21 protein-coding genes are annotated in these 21,098 nt (G+C 45.2%); 19 read left to right on the top strand and 2 right to left on the bottom strand.

Annotation, left to right across the window (positions count from 1 at the left end):
* The first annotated feature begins 2 nt into the window (after nt 1–2).
* The 10 genes from GPK60_RS09140 (at nt 3) to GPK60_RS09095 (ending at nt 7,782) form a co-directional block, all read left to right on the top strand.
* On the top strand, nt 3–353 hold the full coding sequence (locus tag GPK60_RS09140) for a hypothetical protein (protein ID WP_252191343.1): 351 nt from the start codon (nt 3–5) through the stop codon (nt 351–353).
* A gap of 6 nt (nt 354–359) precedes the next feature.
* Nucleotides 360–869: a hypothetical protein gene (locus GPK60_RS09135; RefSeq protein WP_215659475.1), complete on the top strand. Its 510-nt coding sequence runs from the start codon at nt 360–362 to the stop codon at nt 867–869.
* Nucleotides 870–932: 63 nt separating this feature from the next.
* On the top strand, nt 933–1,625 hold the full coding sequence (locus GPK60_RS09130; RefSeq protein WP_215659473.1) for a hypothetical protein: 693 nt from the start codon (nt 933–935) through the stop codon (nt 1,623–1,625).
* 4 nt (nt 1,626–1,629) lie between these two features.
* Nucleotides 1,630–2,925, top strand: coding sequence for a hypothetical protein (locus GPK60_RS09125; RefSeq protein WP_215659469.1), 1,296 nt, complete (start codon nt 1,630–1,632; stop codon nt 2,923–2,925).
* A 31-nt stretch (nt 2,926–2,956) separates the two neighbouring features.
* Nucleotides 2,957–4,537, top strand: a complete 1,581-nt coding sequence (locus GPK60_RS09120; RefSeq protein WP_215659467.1) for a hypothetical protein — start codon at nt 2,957–2,959, stop codon at nt 4,535–4,537.
* Between the two features lie 2 nt (nt 4,538–4,539).
* Entirely contained in the window at nt 4,540–4,866 is a 327-nt protein-coding gene (locus tag GPK60_RS09115) for a hypothetical protein (protein ID WP_215659464.1), read from the top strand.
* Nucleotides 4,866–5,021 (top strand): antitoxin, encoded by a 156-nt coding sequence (locus tag GPK60_RS09110; protein ID WP_215659462.1) that lies wholly within the window; start codon nt 4,866–4,868, stop codon nt 5,019–5,021. The genes GPK60_RS09115 and GPK60_RS09110 overlap by 1 nt, the downstream gene beginning before the upstream one ends.
* 270 nt (nt 5,022–5,291) lie before the next feature.
* Complete coding sequence (locus tag GPK60_RS09105) at nt 5,292–5,720, top strand: phage holin family protein (RefSeq protein ID WP_215659459.1); 429 nt, start codon at nt 5,292–5,294, stop codon at nt 5,718–5,720.
* A 28-nt stretch (nt 5,721–5,748) separates the two neighbouring features.
* Nucleotides 5,749–6,633 carry a peptidoglycan recognition family protein gene (locus GPK60_RS09100; protein WP_215659456.1) on the top strand — a complete coding sequence of 295 codons (885 nt, stop codon included), beginning with the start codon at nt 5,749–5,751 and terminating at the stop codon, nt 6,631–6,633.
* Between the two features lie 351 nt (nt 6,634–6,984).
* Complete coding sequence (locus tag GPK60_RS09095) at nt 6,985–7,782, top strand: sugar nucleotide-binding protein (RefSeq protein ID WP_215659453.1); 798 nt, start codon at nt 6,985–6,987, stop codon at nt 7,780–7,782.
* A gap of 116 nt (nt 7,783–7,898) precedes the next feature.
* Here GPK60_RS09095 and GPK60_RS09090 read toward each other — a convergent pair whose 3' ends face one another.
* Both GPK60_RS09090 and GPK60_RS09085 read right to left on the bottom strand, forming a co-directional pair.
* Nucleotides 7,899–9,968: an aryl-sulfate sulfotransferase gene (locus tag GPK60_RS09090; protein ID WP_215659448.1), complete on the bottom strand. Its 2,070-nt coding sequence runs from the start codon at nt 9,966–9,968 to the stop codon at nt 7,899–7,901.
* A gap of 87 nt (nt 9,969–10,055) precedes the next feature.
* Nucleotides 10,056–10,736, bottom strand: a complete 681-nt coding sequence (locus tag GPK60_RS09085) for a DUF4352 domain-containing protein (protein ID WP_022118781.1) — start codon at nt 10,734–10,736, stop codon at nt 10,056–10,058.
* A 364-nt stretch (nt 10,737–11,100) separates the two neighbouring features.
* Here GPK60_RS09085 and GPK60_RS09080 point away from each other — a divergent pair, with 364 nt between their 5' ends.
* The 9 genes from GPK60_RS09080 to GPK60_RS09040 all read left to right on the top strand — a co-directional run bounded on the left by GPK60_RS09080 (nt 11,101) and on the right by GPK60_RS09040 (nt 21,090).
* Entirely contained in the window at nt 11,101–11,763 is a 663-nt protein-coding gene (locus tag GPK60_RS09080) for a TetR/AcrR family transcriptional regulator (RefSeq protein WP_022118780.1), read from the top strand.
* 51 nt (nt 11,764–11,814) lie between these two features.
* Nucleotides 11,815–13,608, top strand: coding sequence for an ABC transporter ATP-binding protein (locus tag GPK60_RS09075; protein WP_215659445.1), 1,794 nt, complete (start codon nt 11,815–11,817; stop codon nt 13,606–13,608).
* A 15-nt stretch (nt 13,609–13,623) separates the two neighbouring features.
* A complete protein-coding gene (locus GPK60_RS09070; RefSeq protein WP_173865524.1) occupies nt 13,624–15,618 on the top strand; it encodes an ABC transporter ATP-binding protein in 1,995 nt (664 codons plus the stop codon).
* Nucleotides 15,618–16,217 carry a cytidylate kinase-like family protein gene (locus GPK60_RS09065; RefSeq protein WP_022118777.1) on the top strand — a complete coding sequence of 200 codons (600 nt, stop codon included), beginning with the start codon at nt 15,618–15,620 and terminating at the stop codon, nt 16,215–16,217. Before GPK60_RS09070 ends, GPK60_RS09065 begins: the two co-directional genes overlap by 1 nt.
* 165 nt (nt 16,218–16,382) lie before the next feature.
* Nucleotides 16,383–17,372 carry a 2-hydroxyacid dehydrogenase gene (locus tag GPK60_RS09060; protein WP_022118776.1) on the top strand — a complete coding sequence of 330 codons (990 nt, stop codon included), beginning with the start codon at nt 16,383–16,385 and terminating at the stop codon, nt 17,370–17,372.
* 336 nt (nt 17,373–17,708) lie between these two features.
* Nucleotides 17,709–18,425: an SH3 domain-containing protein gene (locus GPK60_RS09055; protein WP_215659441.1), complete on the top strand. Its 717-nt coding sequence runs from the start codon at nt 17,709–17,711 to the stop codon at nt 18,423–18,425.
* A 156-nt stretch (nt 18,426–18,581) separates the two neighbouring features.
* The gene (locus GPK60_RS09050; protein WP_022118774.1) at nt 18,582–19,481 is read left to right on the top strand and encodes a transporter substrate-binding domain-containing protein; all 900 of its coding nucleotides are present in this window, start codon (nt 18,582–18,584) and stop codon (nt 19,479–19,481) included.
* Between the two features lie 23 nt (nt 19,482–19,504).
* Entirely contained in the window at nt 19,505–20,350 is an 846-nt protein-coding gene (locus GPK60_RS09045; protein WP_022118773.1) for an amino acid ABC transporter permease, read from the top strand.
* Entirely contained in the window at nt 20,347–21,090 is a 744-nt protein-coding gene (locus GPK60_RS09040) for an amino acid ABC transporter ATP-binding protein (RefSeq protein WP_022118772.1), read from the top strand. Before GPK60_RS09045 ends, GPK60_RS09040 begins: the two co-directional genes overlap by 4 nt.
* Nucleotides 21,091–21,098: the final 8 nt, after the last annotated feature.

The following is a 21,098-nucleotide window of genomic DNA, read 5'->3' as shown; positions in this document are numbered from 1 at the left end:
TGATGTTTGTATTGAAATGTGGAAACGTAGAACTGCCTGCACCAGTTTCGATGAGTGTGGCAGATGAAATCATATGGAGCAGTGACACGGGACGTACTCTTACAGGTACTATGGTCGGTGATGTTGTAGCAGAAAAGAAAAATCTGTCTATCAAATGGAATTGGCTTACAGAACAGCAGGCAGCTCTTATCAAAAAGAATTTAGCAACAGGATTTTTCCCTATTACGTTCCGTGATTACGGAACAAATGTAACAATCGAGTCATACAGAGGGACAATAGCAAAAGAAGTTGGCGGTGATATCGGTGGTATTTTTTACTACAAAGAAGTTTCTGTGGATATTATACAGAGGTGATTATTGATGATAAGCACGAGCAATGCATATAAGGAAGCAATCAAGAAAAATCGAGAATTTTCAATACATGATGCTTACACATTGAGCAAAAGTTCTGTCAAGATTGAAATGGAAACGGGAGATTTTTTGGCGTATAGCATTGATGATCTTGTGACAGATGATAGTAATAATATTGCCATTGGAACTGCTGCTGCCAAGGAGTACAAAGCGACTCTGGATAATTCAGATGGTAAATTTGATGATGTGGATTTCAGGGAAGCAAAAATTAAAGCAGGGGTAGGGCTTAAATTACCAGATGGCACAGTGGAAATCATAACGAAAGGCACTTATACGATTGACACAGCGTATTTTACGGAGTTGACAGTTGAAATTACAGCTTACGATGACATGATAAAATTTGACAAAAGTTATTCCGAAAGCACGTTGGAGTTTCCAGCATATTGTACTGATATTGTCAAAGAGGCGTGTAAAATTTGCGGTGTTCCAGTAGAAACAGTCCAAGAATCAGTTTACTAGGACATACTGGATAGCGTAAGAATCAAAGAAAAGCCGGAAGATGTTAATTTGACTTTTCGAGATATGCTGAGATATTGTGCCAAAATAGCTTTTTCTTATTGGAGAATTTCAGAAGATGGAACGTTAAAATTACAATCCATTATAAATAGTTTTGAAAGTTTACCGTATGAAAATAACATTATTAACGGTGGAAAATTCAGGAATAGTCCATATGCGTATCGAGTGGAAGATGATAAAGATGGAGGAGATTTTAAAGATTATTCATCTGGTACTTCTCTAAACGGTGCCCAACATCCTGGAGTAAGAGATGCTCATATATACAATGTTTTGAGTAAAAAAATAAGTACTGACATTATATGGATTACAGGATTTCAAATAGAGTATGCTTCAAATAACAAAAAGCAGATTAGAAATTTATGGTTTGATCGTAATACCGTATTCGAAAATAGTAGTGTTATAAGAGTTGTTATTGATTGTAGCGTAGATGCAACATATGCAAATAAGATAAAGGATCTTGCTGAACTTTGTGGTATATATCATTCAACAGGGTATTTTGCAAGGGAGTTATCAATTTCATGTTCAAGCGATCCAAGTATTGTTGCAGGAGATTGTATAACTGTTACAGATGGAAGACAAAATTCGTTTTACTTTTTTGTTACACATGCGAATTTCTCTTTTGGAAAAGCACAACTTTTGGAAAGCTCTTGTAATGGCAATATCAAAAGTGTAAGAACAATCATAGAAAGTCAGGGGTGAGATAATGGCTATACAGATGCGTAGAGGTGAGTATGGGAAATTTGATCCGGAAAAATTACTTCCAGCAGAGTGGGCAGTGGTTCTTTCAGGTGATCCAAATACACAGGATGGAAGAGCGGCTTATTTATGTTTTGATGCTGGAAACGTGAAACGCATGGTGACGCAGGAGGATTTGCAAAAAGATATCGAGATGGCGGTAGGAGATATTAAAGATACAGTTGTTAAAGAATCAATTGAAAAAGTAAAAGAGGATGCATTAGATTCAAAAGTAGATAAAGTAACAGGTAAGGGTTTATCTACGAATGACTATACTACGGAAGAGAAAAATAAACTGGCTGATATCAAGGACTTCACCGGGGCAAATTCTATGAACAACGGCAGTGCGGGATTGGTTCCAGCACCGGATAAAAGTATGTGGAGAAATTTCCTGTGTGCTGATGGAACATGGGAAGAGCTGACCCTTAGCTATGATGAAAAAAATCAACTCTTAGATCTGAATGTTGGAGATGGATATAGTCGTGTGTCTATCCCTACAGTTACTGCAACTACACCGGGTCTAATGACACCAGCTATGTTCAACAAGTTTGATAATCTGATTGAAAACGGTCAGACAGACATATCTGGAAACGCCGGAACAGCAACGAAATTAAAAACGGCAGTGACTGTTGACGGTATGAATTTTGATGGATCATCAAGTATATCCCACTATGCAGTGTGCTATACATCGGGAGCGACCGCAGAAAAAACAGTGAGTCTGTCAAATTTCAAACTGGCAGTAGGATCTCGGATCACAGTCCGTTTCAATTATGCAAACACAGTTGCAAATCCAACACTGAATGTCAATGCCACCGGAGCGAATCCGATCTACTACAAAAACAGCAACATCCCGGCAGAACTGATCGAGCAGTACACAGTCCTGGAACTGGTCTACAGCGGATCATACTGGTATGTGGTCGGAAACATGAATATCCTGACCAAGGGTGACAGCATAAGCGTTGAATGTTTCACAGCAGGCTATGTGACATCCATGGGACAGGAGGTGCAGTTCTGTATCCCGGTATCGACACCGATTGTCGGATGCAGTTCTGTTACGATAGAATCAGCAACTGGACTGCAGATCAGGCAGAACGGAAATTATGTCTATGGCGGGAATGCATCCACACTGGTAGCGGCATCGTCCTACCGTGGCGTTATTAACCGAAACATGGTTTCTGTTGCAGCCACTATGCCGAACACAACTAACGCAATCAATAATGCACCGTGTGGTGTGCGTGCGGCGTTGAAACTGACATTTTCGTAACAATCAATTACAGAAAGCAGGTGAGAAATACATGATAACAGCAGTCATAGATGCAGGGCAGCATTACTGCCAGGCAGTCAGTGACCTGTGGCAGTGGGATTATGGACAGACACTGCGGATCCAGGGCGTGAAGCTCCCGGCGGCGGTCGAGGTTCAGTTTTCGACAACAGAGCGGATCGGCGAAACAGTCACCAGGATTGGTGTGACGAAAGAGGGGGTTACTGAGGTACCTATCCCAGATACACTGCTGGATGGCGGCGGAACAACGCAGGATTATACAATCTATGCGTTCGTGTACATCGAAAACGGCGATTCTGGAAAGACGGAGTATCGTGTCAGCATGAAAGTCCGGGCAAGGCCGAAACCGGAAGCCCATGCCACACCGGAAGAGGGGGAACTGTTCCGGCAGGCAATTGTGGCAGTTGCTGAATCCGCTGATCGAGCAGAGAGTGCTAGGAAATCAGCAGAGACAGAAGCAAAGAAAGCCCAGACAGCCACGGAAACAGCCAAGAGGGAAACAGAAACCGCAAAGAACGATGCAGTACAGGCAAAAGAAGCCGCTGAGAAAGCAAAGAGCGGAACGGCAGCAGATAGGGAAGTTACAGAAGCGGCATCAAAAGCGGCACAGGTGAGTGCAGTTTCAGCGGAAAAGTCGGCAGAAAGAGCCGAGACAGCGAAAGAAGAAATCCAGGAATCAGCGGATCAGATCCAGAAGAATGCAACAGAAATTGATTTGTTAAAGGAAGATAAAATTACCAAACCAGCCGAAGCCCCAACTATCGGCAAAATTATTCGGGTAAAATCAGTCAACGAAGACGGCACATTCGTCTGCGAATGGGCTGACAGTGCAAGTGACCTGGATGTGCAAATTGACGGTAAAAGCATTGTACAGAATGGGGTTGCTGAGATACCTTTATGTACAAAAACAAAAGGAGCAGGATTAATTTCTATAGATGCGTATCCTAATAACGGCGGGCTGTATAGAGCAAATAATGCAACCGGATTAATTAGGATTGTTTCTGCTACAAATAATCAAATCGATGAGAGAAGAAACCAATTTTGCCCAATAGTCCCTGAAACCATTGACTATGCCGTCAAAGCTGCCATGTGCGATGGAAAAGGTGTAGCATGGACAGCAGATGAACAGACGGCTGCTAGAGAGCGGATGGGGGCTTGGACGGGAGACTGGCAAATAATCATGGATGAGACTTTAGCAGAACTAACACAAGAAGTATCGTTTGAAGTCCCAGATGATACAAAAGAAATGATTTGCTATTTTAAAAGCGGAGCAGCACCTAAGGCTGATCAGGTATATTTACGTACAAGCAACAACGGCAGCAGTACCGCTGAAAGTTTCGCTTCATTTGGCGGATCATTATCTAATAATACGATTTCTATCGGTTGCCAAAAGATACAGTTCCTTAATTCACAATACGGCTTAATCGAATATAGCTATTTGTCGCATTCAACCCCATCGTCAGCAGATTATGTTCAACGAGCGGGAAAACCATCCTTATTAAGGATTGACAGCAAGCGTTTTGCCTTTCATTCGGTCAATATAAATGGTGGATATCCAGTAGAAACTCGATTGTTAGTGCTTGTTAGGAGGTAACGATGAAAGTAGCAGAATACAAACAAACAGGAACACGAACAGAAGAATACACAGTAACCGTTCCACCAGAATACGATGAAAAGGGTAACATTATATCTGAGGAACATGAAGAAACCCGTACCCGTGAGGTACCAGTGATGGGAATGGTATACAGAGATATGACAGCAGAAGAGATTGCTGAAATGGAGAAGATACAAACAGAAATGCCTGAGCCACAACCGACCGCAGAGGAACGACTGGATAAAGTAGAACAGCGTACTGATACACTTGAAAGTGCAACAGATGACCTTGTTTTAACGATGGCTGATTTGATTGGAGGAGAAGCATAATGAAAACATTAAGCACATTGAAATTAAAAATCATGGTAAGAGCATTCCGCATCAGAATTAAGAACGGAGAAGTATTCGAGGACATTGCAGCGGATTATCCAGCATTGACAACAGATGATCTGGAAGCGATTCGAGAAGCACTGAATATGAATTAATTAACTAAAGAGGGCTACGGTAAACTACCATGCCACTCGTAACGCAGATTGCAGCTGATTGCAAATGGAGATGACTGCACATATGAATATTAATCGAGGAAGTATCATCAGAGCAGGACCGTAGAGGTCCATTTTTATTGTAATTTTTGCAACCGTAAACGAAAAAGAAGCCTTGTGTTGAGCGATACCAATGCCCACAAGACTTCTTAGATTGTTTCTTGGTTAGATACATATTAACACATCTGACCAAGAAAGGAAAGACTAACGAGGATGAAAAAAGAAATGTTATGTACAGGTATTGGAGCAGTCGGTGGGGCGATTGCTTCTTTTTTTGGCGGCTGGGATCAGGCATTGATGACGCTGATCATTTTTATGGCGATCGATTACATATCCGGTCTGATCGTTGCCGGGGTATTCCACAACAGTAAGAAAACGTCAACAGGGACATTGGAAAGCCGGGCAGGCTGGAAAGGTCTGTGCAGGAAATGTATGACGCTGCTGTTTGTTCTGGTGGCGTACCGGCTGGATCTGGCAATCGGTGTGGATTACATCCGTGATGCGGTGATCATCGGGTTTATTGCCAACGAACTGATCAGCATCGTAGAGAATGCCGGACTGATGGGCATACCGCTGCCGGCAGTGATCGCCAATGCAATCGACATACTGACACAGAAAGCAGAGAAAAAAGGGGACGCATGAGCGTCCTCTGAGAAAGGCGGTAGAGACTATGAACAAGATTAACCGAATGATTTCAAATTACAATTATAATCCCGGCAATATTTCCAGGATCAAATATATTGTGATCCATTATGTCGGAGCATTGGGCAGAGCACAGGAAAATTGTGCATACTATGGTGGTGGTAACCGCGGGGCATCTGCACACTATTTTGTCGGTTTCGCCGGCGAAATCTGGCAGTGTGTGGAAGATCAGAATATTGCCTGGCATTGTGGGGCGAGCAGCTATAAGCATCCAGAATGCAGAAATGCCAACAGTATCGGAATCGAGATGTGCGTGCGAAAGAAGAACGCGGCGAGTCTTGGGGCAACAGATAAGGACTGGTATTTTGAAGGAGCAACAGTACAGTCTGCTATTGGGCTGACCAGATACCTGATGAAGAAATACAACATCCCTGCAGATCATGTCATTCGCCACTATGATGTAACCGGAAAAATTTGCCCGAATCCGTATGTATACAATACAGGTACGTATACATGGGATGCCTTCAAACAAGCCATTTCTGGGCAGAGTGGCGATATTCTTCCAGCAACCGACAAACCATGGTACCGTGTCCGCAAGACCTGGAAGAACGCCAGCAGCCAGATCGGAGCGTTTCAGACGATCAAGAAAGCCAAGCGGTGTGCAGATCAGCATGCCGGTTATCATGTCTACAACGATGCCGGAAAAAAGGTCTACACATCCTCCAAGTTGCCATATAAGGTACAGCCGAAAACTGCGAATGTTCCGATCAGAACGGGACCGGCTAAAACTTACAGTGCTGCCAGAACGTTTTTGAAGCCAGGTAAGTACGTGATCACAGAGGAAAAGAACGGATTCGGCAGACTGAAAAACGGCTCAGGATGGGTGTACTTGAAGAAAGTGGAGAGGGTATAAAGAGTCAGAAAAGGCTTGACAATACAAGAAAAAATATATAGAATAGTAGCAGATTAAAAAGTAGTCAAAAAAGTAGTCAGAAGCAATAAAAATAAAAGAAAACGTGATAAAATCAAGTTGTAACGATGAGTGTCATTCTCACTCGTAATGAAGGGGTCGAGGGTTCAAGTCCCTTTTCCAGCTTGACAGAAAAAGCCCGAAAATACGGCAAAAACAAAAGAAAGAGCATCCTGTAAAAGGGTGCTCTTTCTTATAATTGACTAAGATTTGACTAACATTTTTTTATACATGTATATAAGAATCGAAACGATTAAACTGGCTGTTGTCAGAATATAGAAAGCGAGCGATAACATGAAAATATTAATCACAGGTGCTCATGGTTTTGTGGGCAATCGTCTGATGCAGGATCTGGATGATACGGTTGCGGCACCGTCCATGCGAGGTATGAGCGAAGAACAGATCCGAAACATGATTGAGAAAAGCAGAGCAGACGTTATCATCCACACAGCAGCAATCTCAGATGTCGGGACGTGTGAAAAAGATCCGGGGGCATCTTATGAAGCAAATGTGCGTCTGCCGTTGTTTCTTGCAAAAGCAGCGAAAGAACAAAAATTGATCTGTTTCAGTTCGGATCAGGTATACCGCGGATGTGCAGGTGAAGGTCCATATAAGGAGGAAGATGCCAGTCCCTGTAATGTTTACGGCAGGCATAAGCTGGAGATGGAACAGAGGGTTCTGGATGTAAAGCCGGATGCAGTGATGCTGCGGGCAGAGTGGATGTATGATTATCCGACAAAGCGGTCGAACTATCTTCGTATGCTGTTAAACGAAAAGCAGGTTCTGACGTTTGGAAAACAGTACCGGGGGATCACCTATCTTCGTGAAGTTGCGGAAAATATGCCGAAGATTTTTATGCTTCCGGGAGGTGTTTACAATTTTGGAAGTGAAACGAAGCAGACGATGTATGATATCACCTGTGAAATGCTGCACTTCCTGAAAAGTGACAGGAAACCGGAAGAAGTGCCGCCGGCACATAATCTGTGGATGGACTGTACAAAAGCAAAGGAGAGAGGAATCCTTTTCAGTGATGCGAAGGAAGGGCTGAAACGATGCCTGAAAGATTATCATTTAGCAAAAGACAGGGAATAATAGAACCGGGGATTTCTCATTGTGTGAGAAATCCCCGGTCTTTTATACAGAATCAATCAGAAATAAGCATACTTCCTGAGATGACCTGCAGATAGTTCATGTTTTGTGCAAATCTTTTACAATGCGATGGAATGTCCGCTTTCATAAACCTGCCCATCGACAGAAAGGTAAATATCCCAGGTCTTGCCTTCCAGACCAACCGGGGAAACCCATCCGGAAACGGTAACTTTTGTTGCATCGTCACCGGCAGTGCCATACTGGGTCAGTGCGTAAGCTTTTGTCTCATCTCCGCTTACTAAGATCACGTAAGCATCTTCCAGTGCATCGGAAGCTTTGTCTGTAGTGTACGCACCTTTCAAAGAGAATTTCGCATCATCCAGGGTAAATTCCCAGCCATCCGGAAGTGCTGCAGCATCATCAAGCGGTGCAGTGTAATCTGCGGTGGCAGTTTCGCCAAGTGTTCCAAGCAGCTCGCCTTTTGCATTTACATCAAGTGTGGCTCCTTCGGTATAGAGCGGCAGGCGGAGAGAACGGTAAGTCAGGGACGCATAAGTATCGCCGGAGATCAGAATCTCGTAAGCAAGTGTGCCGTTTGATACCTGGTCGATATGGGTGCGTTTGATCAGTCCCTGCTTCATCATGTCGGTCGGATAGTGATCATAGCGGTTGTTTTCTTCATCATAGAGGTTGGCACCGGCTGTGATCCAGAGCTGGTCTTTTGTGCCATCCAGGGAAATTACACCGGAGATCCAGTCAGAATACCACTCTGGTCCGCGTTCTTTTCCATACTCAAAGACCTGTTCGATTGTCATATCATCGGTGTTGATATGGTAAACGACAGCTCTGGAGTAGATATCATCGCCGGAAACACGGTTGTCATTATCGCTTAATTTTACTTTTGCAGTATCATTGTCAAACATCATAATATCACCGTTATCAAGCATAGTGATCTGATGCTGTGCATACTGCCATTCAAAATCATCACCGGTCGGGGTGAAGAAATATTTTTTATCTACGCCATTCCAGTTGGCAGGATCACCGAGGATCCAGGCAAGGGATTTGTCCGATTTGTGGATGGCGATGATCGCATCTTTATGGCGTGCAGAAAGCAGAACCAGATCATTTTTCTCATCGTACCACAGAGAATTATTATGGAACCAGTCGATTTCATCGGAACCGTCGGTTGCGATCGAAGCGGACTGTCCGTCTTCTTTGCCAATCAAATCAGCTGCGTTTAATTCCCAGACAACCTCGCCGCTTTCACGGTCGATCTCCACAACATAATCTTCTACGGTGGAAAGATCCGGACTGTCTCCGGCAACCAGCAGATTGCCGTCCGGCAGTTCCTGGAAATCGTGGTGCATACCGCCCGGGATCATGTACTGGTGATAAATCTTGCCGCTCAGATCGATTTCCTGAAGACCTGCTTTGTAGTACATACTCTTCAGAAGAAAAGAAGTCGGCATCATCAGATGACCATTCTTCAGCTGATGAACGCCAAGTACTCCGCCATCTGTGAAGTACCAGCGGATGTCACCGGCACTGTCCAGTGCGTAGAGCATACCGGCAGAAGAGCAGACAAAGGTCAGATTGGAATAATCATAGGCAGAATCATCACTCATGGTTGTCTCGATCGTGCCGACGTTGATATCAGTTTTTTCGGTGGTAACTTCTACGGTTGTGGAAGTGCCATCCTCCAGTGTCAGGACTACTTCTGTTGTAGCGCCATTATACAGCCCGTAGATCGGGACAAGATGATCCGTCGCAGCTTCGAAAGTTCCGGTAATGTCATTTTTTTCATCTTTTCCTTTGACGGTGACCGTGCCGCCAAGCTCTTTATCTGTGTGGAAGGCAGCGACAGCAGTCAGCGGAGAATTGCCGTAAGGATTGACGATCACATTTGGTTCTTCAAAAGAATATCCGGCGGATGCCTCCTGCTGCAGGGCTTCATCAATGCTGTTCTGCTGCTCAAACAGATCCGTTTTTTCAAGAGAAGCAAAGGAAGCGGAAGCAGTCGTTGCAGATTCACTTTCAGAAGATGTTTCGGAAGCTGTTTCCGAAGAAATGCTTTCTGTTTCACTGTTGTTTGCTGTTTCGGAAGTCGAACCGGCGGAAGAACAGCCGGCAAGCAGAGAAACAGTCAGAGTACAGATGCAAAGACGGGATAAAAGCACTTTGTTTTTCATAAAAACACTCCTTGTATCGTGATATTTGCGGCAAAAATGCCATAGAGATCATAGTTTCAGGTTCTTGTTTGAACTTCCGAAAAACAGTTACTGAAGATCCGGTAATTCACAGGAATAAGTTTCGGATTCAAACGGGTAAGATAAGGTAAGACCAGAAGCATCTTCCTTGATCTCGAAAGCGATCCAGCCTTCGTTGGAACCAAAGTTCAGCTTGGTACCTGCCATACGTGTCATGCCGAGGTTGGTCAGAAATTCATCGTCGATACGGGTGTATTCATTTCCATCGCTGTCGGTCAGTTTCAGGGAAGCCCAGTCGATAGCTTCCGTGCTGCCATCTTTGTTGATCTGCATTTTGATCAGATAATAAACGTTTCCGTCAGAAGCTTCCTTCACATAATCATTTGTCTCAACGCCGGTGTATCCAAGGTCAACGCTGACGTTTTCCAGAGATTTGTTCTTTTCCAGTTTTTCGACAACGAACTGCCATCCGGCAACCGTGGTATCGGAGATATCAGCGGCAGCTTCGGTTGCTGTCACATTTTCAGAAGATGCCTCGGTATCAGCAGCCTCAGATTCAGCAGCTGTCTCGGAATGGTCAGCAGTATCCGCAGCAGTTTCAGATTCTGCGGCACTTTCAGTTGCAACGACTGAATCGGCAGCAGAACGGGAAGAAGCGGTTGTACCGGCGTTGTCAAGATTTGAGCATCCGGTCAGTGCAGACGCACAGAACAGTGTGGCACACAGTAGCATAGCAATTTTTTTCTTCATAATAAAAGACCTCATTTCTTATTAATTAATAAATTTCGGAAACTATTTACAGGGCATCTGTTGCCCCCGACATCATGGAAAATCTGCTCATGATGCTGCGGGCAGAAGATGCCGTAAAGGATTAGGAATCCGCAGATATTTTAACACAAAGCATAAGAAAATACCACGTTATCATAAGATAAAAAAGTGAGAAAAAAATGGAGAAATCTCAGTTGTTTACCAGTAAAGAGTGACAAACACAGCAAAAAGCGACAAACAAAAGATAAAGAAAATGAAAAAAATATAAAGTCGTTGACAGATACCGGGCATGGTGCTATATTCTCGTTGAACAAATGTTGAACGAAAAGTTACAGGAGGTGTGAAAATGAGCAGTCAGGGGACAAAAAATCAGAGACAGGAGCAGGCGGCGGCAACCAGACAGAAACTGCTCACATCGGCACAACATCTGTTTGCACAAAATGGTTATAAAGGAACGACGGTCCGTATGATCAACCGCAGTGTGGATCTGGCGGACGGACTTCTGTATCATTATTTTCCAGGTGGGAAAAAAGAAATTTTCAAAGAAGTCATCACCGGCAATATGCAGGAAATGTTTCAGGAGCTTCAGGAGCCGGAAAAGCAGGATGTATACGAAAAACTGCCGCTGGATGCGGCATTGGATGCAGCCTATATCAATTTTATGACGGTGATCGATGAGCATCTAGAATTTATCCGCATGATGGTGCGTGAGAACGGTGTCAGGGAATTTCTGTCAGAAGAAGAGGTCAGAAGCATCTGGAAGAACCGGATTCCGTGGCTGCCGACACTTCTGAAAAGAAAGATGGAAGCCGGGGAAGTCAAAGAGATGGATTTTGAGATGGCAGCCCTTTCCGTAAATTCTATTCTGATGCATTATGTGATGAAACGCGTTACCGATACCGGACACAGTACACTGGATGACAAGGCCTGGAGAAAGCGGCTGGTCGATTATCAGGTAAGTGTCTGGTCTGTGGAAAAACAGCCGGAAAATGAAAAAGAGCAAGAATAAAAAAATACCGGAAAAAATCTGGAAGATAAAGAAGAAAGAAAGGTGAATCATATGTGGCATTTGTTGAAAGATATGCGAAAGAAGGACAAAGGACTTGCGTTTCTTGCCGTTCTTCTGATCGCAGGTCAGGTGTTTCTGGATCTGAAACTGCCGGACTATACAAAAGAAATCACCGTTCTGATCAGTTCTGAGAGCAATACGATCTCAGATTATCTGTTATCAGGCGGGAAGATGCTGGCATGTGCACTCGGAAGTGCCCTGCTGGCGGTAATTGTCGGTTATCTGGCTGCAAAGATTGCAGCAGATTTCAGTCACAATGTCAGAGGAAAAGTATTCCATAAGGTATTTGATTTTGGGGCGGGCGAGATCAGCAAATTTTCTACCTCAAGTCTGATCACACGTACGACAAACGATATCACGCAGATTCAGATGCTCGTAGCCATGGGACTGCAGGTGATGATCAAAGCACCGATCATGGCAGCCTGGGCGATCGTGAAGATTGTCGGCAAGAGCTGGCAGTTATCCGTTCTGACGGCATCAGCAGTCGTGCTGATCATGGTCGTGATCGGAACCCTGATGGCAGTGTTGCTTCCGAAATTCAAGACTGTACAGAAACAGGTCGATGACGTCAACCGTGTGACCCGCGAGAATCTGACCGGACTGAAAGTGGTCCGTGCATTCAATGCCGAAAAATATCAGGAAGACAAATTCGAAAACGTCAACGAAAATCTGATGAAAACGCAGATGTTCACCATGCGTGGCATGGCATTTCTGTTCCCGGTGATGATTTTTGTACAGAGTGCATTATCTCTTGGTATTTACTGGCTGGGAGCAAAACTGGTTGATGACATTTCAATTCCGTTAAACGGAACAATGACGGAAATATTCACGGCCATCGGTTCAAGGGCGGATATGCTTGGTGATGTAGTGGCATTTAATTCCTATGCCCTGTATGTAGTTATGGCATTTGTGCTGCTGCTTATGATTTTTGTCATGCTTCCAAGAGCACAGGTATCTGCAGGCCGTATTAATGAAGTGCTGAACTCCGATATCGCAGTCAGAGAAGGAAAAGATGACGGCAGACAGACGGAAGAAAAAGGCAGCATCACATTCAACGATGTGTCCTTCCGCTATCCGGGAGCCGCAGAAAACTGTCTGGAACACATCAGTTTCCAGGTAAACCAGGGCGAGACACTTGCCATCATCGGAGCGACCGGTTCCGGAAAATCAACGCTTGCAGGTCTGGCATCAAGACTTTACGATGCCAGCGAGGGCGAAGTGCTGATTGATGGCAAAAATGTAAAAGATTACAGTTTCCGCGGACTGTATGACAAGATGGGATATGTTACACAGAAAGCAGTCCTGTTCTCCGATACGATCGAAGGAAACGTTGCGTTTGGTGAGGCGGCACAAGCGATCACCGAAGAGGATGTAAAGAAAGCCATCGATATCTCGCAGGCACAGGAATTTATTGATAAAATGGAAGAAGGTCTTTACAGCCATATCGCACAGAGCGGCGGCAATGTTTCCGGAGGTCAGAAACAGCGACTTTCGATCGCCCGTGCAATCGCCAGAAATCCGGAAATCCTGATTTTTGATGATTCGTTTTCAGCCCTGGATTATAAAACAGATAAAGAACTGCGAAGAAGACTTTCCACCGACCTGAAAGGTACCACCTGCGTGATCGTGGCACAGCGTATCGGAACGATCCGCCACGCCGACAAGATCATCGTACTCGATGACGGAAAGATGGCAGGTATCGGAACCCATGAAGAACTGATGAAAAACTGTGAAGTTTATCAGGAAATTGCTTTATCTCAGCTTTCAAAAGCGGAACTTGCGTAAAGGAGATGCGGAATCATGCATAAAAAAAGACAAAAACCAAAGAATCTGAAAGCCGCATTGAGCAATCTGTTCTCTTACTGCAAAAAAGAAGCAGGTATCATTTTATTTGCACTGATCATGGCGGCATTAGGTGCAGTTCTGACGATCGCAGGACCGAATCAGATCAGTAAGATCACAGATTATATATATAACGGACTGACCGGCGGGATTTCCACCGAAGCAGTCCAGGAAGATATCCAGAAACAGATCCAGTCAGGACAGATCAATATCATGGACTATCTGCCGGAGGGAACCGATCCGTCAAGTATTGATTTTCAGAATCTCGACCTGACGGACAAAAACTCCGAGCTTGCACAGAACATCGTGAACAACATCCGTTTAAGCGATGAGTTCCGGGCAGCCCATCAGGATGACGGCATCGATATGAACGGCATTTTCAAAGTGGCAGTTTTTCTTCTCGGACTGTATCTGATCAGTGCCCTGTGCAGTTTCTCACAGCACTTTATCATGGCAACGGTGACACAGAAACTTTCCAAGCGTATGCGAAAAGATATTGACGGAAAGATCAACCGCCTGCCACTGAAGTATTTCTCAGAACATTCATATGGGGATGTGCTCTCACGTGTGACGAACGATGTGGACACGATCGGTCAGGCATTTTCTAACAGCCTTGCAGCGATCGTATCAGCAGTGGCACAGTTTATCGGCTGTCTGATCATGATGTACTACACCAACTGGATTCTCGGAACGACCACTGTTGTGACCACACTGCTCGGTCTGGTGCTGATGGTGCTAATCATGAAACACTCCCAGCGCTACTTCACCGACCGACAGAGAAGCCTGGGTGAGCTGAACGGCTACATCGAAGAAATGTATGCCGGTCATGATGTGATCCGTATTTCCGGAGCAGAGGGACAAGTCAGAGAACGTTTCGAAAAATTAAACGGAGATGTCAGAACGGCAAACTACAAATCACAGTTCTTATCCGGACTGATGCAGCCGCTGATGACGTTTATCGGAAACTTCGGCTATGTGGCAGTCTGCATCATCGGTGCCCTGCTCGTTATGAAAGGTCAGATCACCTTTGGCGTGATCACGGCATTTCTGATCTATGTGCGTCTGTTTGAACAGCCGCTGCGTCAGATCTCCCAGGGTATGACAAACATCCAGTCCGCGGCAGCCGCTTCCGAGCGAGTTTTTGAGTTCCTTTCCGAGGAAGAGCTGGAAGATGAATCCGCAAAGATGGCAAATGTAGAAGAAGTAGAGGGCGATGTGGTATTCTCCCATGTGAAATTTTCCTACCCGAGCGTGCCGGACAAAGAGATCATCCACGATTTCTCCGTTCACGTAAAACCGGGACAGAAAGCAGCCATCGTCGGTCCGACCGGTGCCGGAAAAACGACACTTGTCAACCTGCTGATGCGATTCTTTGAGCCAACCGGCGGTACCATTACGATTGACGGTGTGGACACAAAAGATATGACAAGAGAAAATGTCCACAGAAAATTCGGCATGGTGCTCCAGGACACCTGGCTGTTCGAGGGCAGTGTGCGTGAGAATCTTCTATATAATAATGAAAATGTATCCGAAGAAACGATGATAAATGCCTGCAAGGCGTGTGGCATCCACAGCTTCATCAAAGCACTGCCGCAGGGCTATGATACCATTCTGACAGACAATACTTCGATTTCAGCCGGACAGAAACAGCTGCTCACGATCGCAAGGGCAATGATCCAGAACAGCCCGATGCTGATCCTTGATGAGGCAACCTCAAGCGTCGATACGAGAACGGAGCTTCTGACCCAGAGGGCGATGGATCAGCTGACTCAGAAACGAACCAGTTTTGTGATCGCACACCGCCTGTCCACGATCAAGAATGCGGATATCATCCTGGTCATGCGTGACGGTGACATTGTAGAGCAGGGAAATCATGAAGAACTTCTGGCAAAAGGCGGATTCTATGCAGATCTGTATACCAGCCAGTTTGAACAAAGTGAGGTACAGGCATAATGAGAGGAAAAACGATCGTAATTGACAGAGAATACGGAAGCGGCGGCCGGGAGGTCGCAAAGCTTCTCTCAGAGAAACTTGGAATCCCGTTTTATGACGGTGAACTGCTGGTACTTGCCAGCGAAAAATACGGCATTGACCTTGGCATGATGAAAGATTACGACGAGAAACGTATGGGAAGCATCCTGTACAGTATTGCCATGGCGACCAGCTATGCCAGCGATTTTGACAAGATCACAAAACCATATGAGATCTACGAGGCTCAGGCAAAAGTCATGCGTCAGCTGGTGTCCGAAGGACCGTGCATTTTTCTTGGAAGATGTGCGGCTGAAATTTTGAAAGACAAAACAGAACTTTTAAATGTCTTTATCTACAGTAGCGACCAGCATGCAAAAACAGAACGCATCATAAGAGTGGATGGTGTTGCACAGAGCAATGCGGTCACGGAATTACATAAAAGAGATGTTCAGCGGGGCAATTATTATCATTATTTTTCAAAAAAAACCTGGGGTGACCGTAATCATTATGACCTTTGCCTGAATACCGCAGAATTAGGTTATGAGAAAGCGGCAGAGATCCTGGCAGCTGCCGCAAAATAAGACCTCATTTATCAGTGACGGGATATGGTCTTGCATCTGATATGGCTTTCAACGGATGAAAGAGGTTCCAGATGAGAAATTGTTTCCTTTACATTACTCTGCTTTTTGTATATAATATGTCTGTAAGTTCATACTAACAAGAAAAGAAAAGGAGGCAATAAAATTATGAAAATTTTGTTTTTTGGTGCGAAAAGTTATGACATAAAATCTTTTGATGCGTATCTGGACAAAGAAGAATACAAAGATCTGGATGTTGTATACATTGAGCCGAATCTTACTCCTCAGACAGCAATGCTGGCTGCCGGTTATGAAGCCGTGTGTGCATTCGTAAATATGGACTTGAGTGCGGAGACAATCGATATTTTAAATACATGCAAGGTAAAACTGATCCTGATGCGTTGTGCAGGCTTCAACAACGTAGATCTCGAGAGAGCAAAAGGCTACGGCATGACCGTAACACGCGTACCGAGCTACTCACCGGAAGCCGTTGCAGAGCATGCGATGGCACTGGCTCTGACGGCAAACCGCCACACGCACAAAGCGTACATCAAAGTACGTGAGAACAACTACAGTCTGAACGGACTGATGGGTGTCAACCTCTACAAAAAGACAGCAGGTATCGTCGGAACCGGAAAAATCGGTGCTGCGATGGCACGTATCTGCCACGGATTTGGTATGAAAGTGATCGGCTACGATATGTACCCGAACAAAGATCTGGATTTCGTAGAATATGTTGATCTGGATACGTTGCTTTCACAGTCTGACCTGATCTCCCTTCACTGCCCGTTGATGGAAGAGACACATCACATGATCAATATCGACACGATCCAGAAAATGAAAGACGGTGTGATCCTGGTCAACACCTCAAGAGGCGGACTGATCAAGACAGATGACCTGATCCAGGGAATCCGCGAGAACAAATTCTTTGCCGTTGGTCTGGATGTGTACGAAGAAGAGAACGGTTCCGTTTACGAAGACATGTCCGAGACGATCCTGGAGCACTCGACCGTTGCAAGACTGTTATCCTTCCCGAATGTTATGGTGACATCTCATCAGGCATTCTTTACCGAAGAAGCACTGGCGGCGATCAGTGAAGTGACACTGGATAATGCCATGAGTTATCTGAAAGGCACACCGAACGGAAACGAACTGTAAGGTGCGTTTGCTGAAAGCGGATGACAGAAACAATATGAAATAGAATGATATAAAATAAGAAGAAAGAGGAATTTTTGAAGAAGAGTTCCACTTTCTTCTTATTTTTGTTCAGGCAGAATACACGTGAAAGCCAGTATTTTGTATACAGAGTACGGAATCCGGTAAAAAGAGATGTGATCCGAAAAATCTGATGAAAAAGGGAGCATCTGGAAAAATATTTCACTGGATTATAGCAGGAAAGCATGATATACTTACAGACAGTGCAGTTATTTCGCACAGTGAAAAGCAGTATCTGTGAAAGGCTGCAGCATAAAATCAAAAACAAGGAGGATCCAAATGGGAGATTTTAAAGAATGGTTATCGGATAACCTGCGTTATTTCCTGGTCGGTGTTGTCGTGATACTGATCATCGGCGGTTCAATCCTGGGACTGAAGATTTATTCTTCAAAGGTCAATGGAAACAGTGATCCGGCTGTGATCCGTAAAAATACAGAGGCACAGACAGAGACCGGAAAAGAAACTGAGACAAAGAAACAGACTGAAAAAGAAACGAAAAAGCAGACAGAGAAAGAAACCAAAAAACAGACCGAAAAAGAAACCAAAAAACAGACGGAAAAAGCGACAGAAAAGCAGACCGAAAGTTCAACATCTTCCAATGCAGGTACAGACAGTAAAGGAAGTACAGCAGATAACAGCCAAAATGGCAGCAATTCCGCAAACAATGCTTCACAGAACAGTGGCGGCACATACAGTAATGGCTCACAGAGCAGCGACGGTACATATGATAATGCAGGCAATGATGCAACGACCGATGGCAGTGACTACAGCAATAACACGCAGGATGTGACAACGCCGCAGACGGATGCTGCCCAGCCGATTTACATGACGATCAATTCCGCATGCTACATGCGTTCTTACCCGGACTACGGTGACAACATCATCGGTCAGTTTGAGGCAGGTACGACCGTAGAGTTCTTAGGAGATGAGGGCGGATGGTACAAGGTTTCCGTAAATGGCCAGGTGGGCTATATGGGAGCCAGATTTTTTAACTGACAGACGTTGACAAAGCAGCATGGCTGAGGTATGATAACAAGAAGACAGAGAGGTCGGATTCTGGACTTCTCTGTCCTTTTTTATCAAATTTAAAATTTAAAATGTAAAGGAAAACTGTCACGGCAGGTTTCCTGGATTGAAAGGGAGAGCGGAACAATGAAGAAAAAAGCATTAGCAGCAGTACTTGTAGCAGCAGTAACGATGTCTATGGCAGGATGCGGAAGCAAGCAGGCAGCATCCACAGATGGCGGAAGCAAAACAGAAAGTGAAGCAGGAAGCGATGCGGCAGCAGCGGATTCCGGGGAAAAGAAAACCCTGCGTGTCGGCATGGAATGTGCCTATGCACCGTACAACTGGACACAGAGCGATGATTCCAACGGAGCCGTTCCGATTTCAGGTTCTTCTGATTATGCATACGGCTATGACGTTATGATGGCAAAACACATCTGTGAAGAGCTTGGCTGGGATCTGGAGATCGTAAAGATGGACTGGGACAGCCTTCCGACATCGGTAAGTTCCGGAGCCATTGACTGTGCGATCGCAGGACAGTCTATTACCGCAAAACGTCTGGAATCCGTAGATTTCACAGACCCGTATTATTATGCATCCATCGTGACATTGGTAAAAAAGGACGGACCGTATAAAGATGCAAAAGGTCTGGCAGACTTAAAGGGTGCAACGGCTACTTCTCAGATCAACACCGTATGGTATGATACCTGCCTTGATCAGATCGAAGATGTAAACAAACTGCCGGCTTATGAAACCACAGGAACGATGCTGGTATCTCTGGAATCCGGAGCATGTGACCTGATCTGTACCGACCAGCCGACTGCAATGGCAGCCTGTGTGGCTTATCCGGATATGGAAATGCTGGATTTCTCCTCTTCGGATGACAATTATCAGGTATCTGACGAAGAGATCAACATCGGTATCTCTGTAAAGAAAGGCAATCAGGAACTGGTGGATGAGATCAACAGCGTTCTGGAGAAAATGACAAAAGAAGACTATGAGCAGATGATGAACGAAGCGATCTCCGTACAGCCATTGTCTGAATAAACACGTTTGGGAGGAAATGTATTATGAGCAGTACTTTGCCAACAGACTATTGGGCCAGAGTCGTTTATCTGGTCACACACTACAGTGCATCCTTCCTTCGCGGGGCAGGAAGCACCCTGCTGATCGCCCTGGTGGGTACCTTTGTCGGATGTCTGATCGGTTTTGCGGTCGGCATCGTGCAGACCATTCCGGTGTCCAAACAGGATTCCATCATCAAAAGAGCCCTGTTGTTTATCGTAAAACTGATCCTGAACATCTACGTGGAAGTATTCCGCGGAACACCTATGATCGTTCAGGCGATGTTTATCTATTTTGGTGCCATGCAGTATCTCGGCATCACTATGGGAATGTGGTTCGCTGCATTCTTTATCGTGTCGATCAACACCGGAGCCTACATGGCAGAGACCGTGCGAGGCGGTATCTTATCGATCGATCCGGGACAGACCGAAGGTGCAAAAGCAATCGGTATGACGCACTTTCAGACGATGCTGTACGTCATTTTCCCGCAGACGCTGCGAAACATCATTCCGCAGATCGGCAACAACCTGATCATCAACATCAAAGACTCCTCGGTACTGTCCGTAATCGGTGTTATCGAGCTGTATTATGCGGCAAAACAGACAGCCGGAGCTTATTACTGGTGGTTTGAGGCAATGACTGTAGCGATGGTCCTCTATCTGATCATGACCTTTGTCTTTTCAAGACTTCTGCGCTTCTGGGAGTCCAAACTGGATGGACCGGCAAGTTTTGATCTGGCAACGACCGATCAGCTGGCACATACGAGCGGAAATTACAGTTATCCGGGAGAAGGAAGCTTTGACAAAGAGAGAAATATCGAAACTGATGTGAACGGAGGAAGAGACAAATGAATAGAGATGCGATTCTGGAAGTAAAACACCTGTCCAAATCTTTTGGTGCCAACGCCGTTCTCAAAGACATTGATTTTGTTGTACATCCGGGCGATGTGACATCGATCATCGGTTCTTCCGGTTCCGGCAAATCCACACTGCTTCGCTGCATCAACCTTCTGGAGACACCGACCTCCGGGGATGTGGTATTTCATGGAGACAGCGTGGTGGATAAAAAGGTCAATGCGGCAGCATACCGTGCAAAAGTAGGCATGGTATTTCAGTCTTTTAATCTGTTCAACAATATGTCGGTTCTTGAGAACTGCATCATCGGACAGACAAAAGTTCTGAAAAGAAACAAAGAAGAAGCAAAAGAAAAGGCCATGCAGTATCTGACAAAAGTCGGCATGAACCCGTACATCAATGCGAAGCCGCGTCAGCTTTCCGGCGGACAGAAACAGCGTGTGGCGATCGCCCGTGCTCTGGCGATGGAGCCGGAGATCCTGCTCTTTGACGAGCCGACATCCGCACTGGACCCGGAAATGGTAGGTGAAGTACTGGAAGTTATGCGTGGACTGGCAAACGAAGGCATGACCATGCTGGTCGTTACACACGAGATGGCATTCGCAAGAGACGTTTCCAACCATGTCGTTTACATGGCGGACGGTGTCATCTGCGAAGAAGGCAGTCCTTCGGATATTTTTGAAAATCCGCAGAATGCAAGGACAAAAGATTTCCTGGCCAGATTCCGTGCAAAATAAAAACAGAG

The organism is Ruminococcus sp. MCC718, assembly GCF_018783905.1.
Classification (GTDB): Bacteria; Bacillota; Clostridia; order Lachnospirales; family Lachnospiraceae; genus Hominisplanchenecus; species Hominisplanchenecus faecis.
This window is presented reverse-complemented; position numbering and strand designations above follow the sequence as displayed.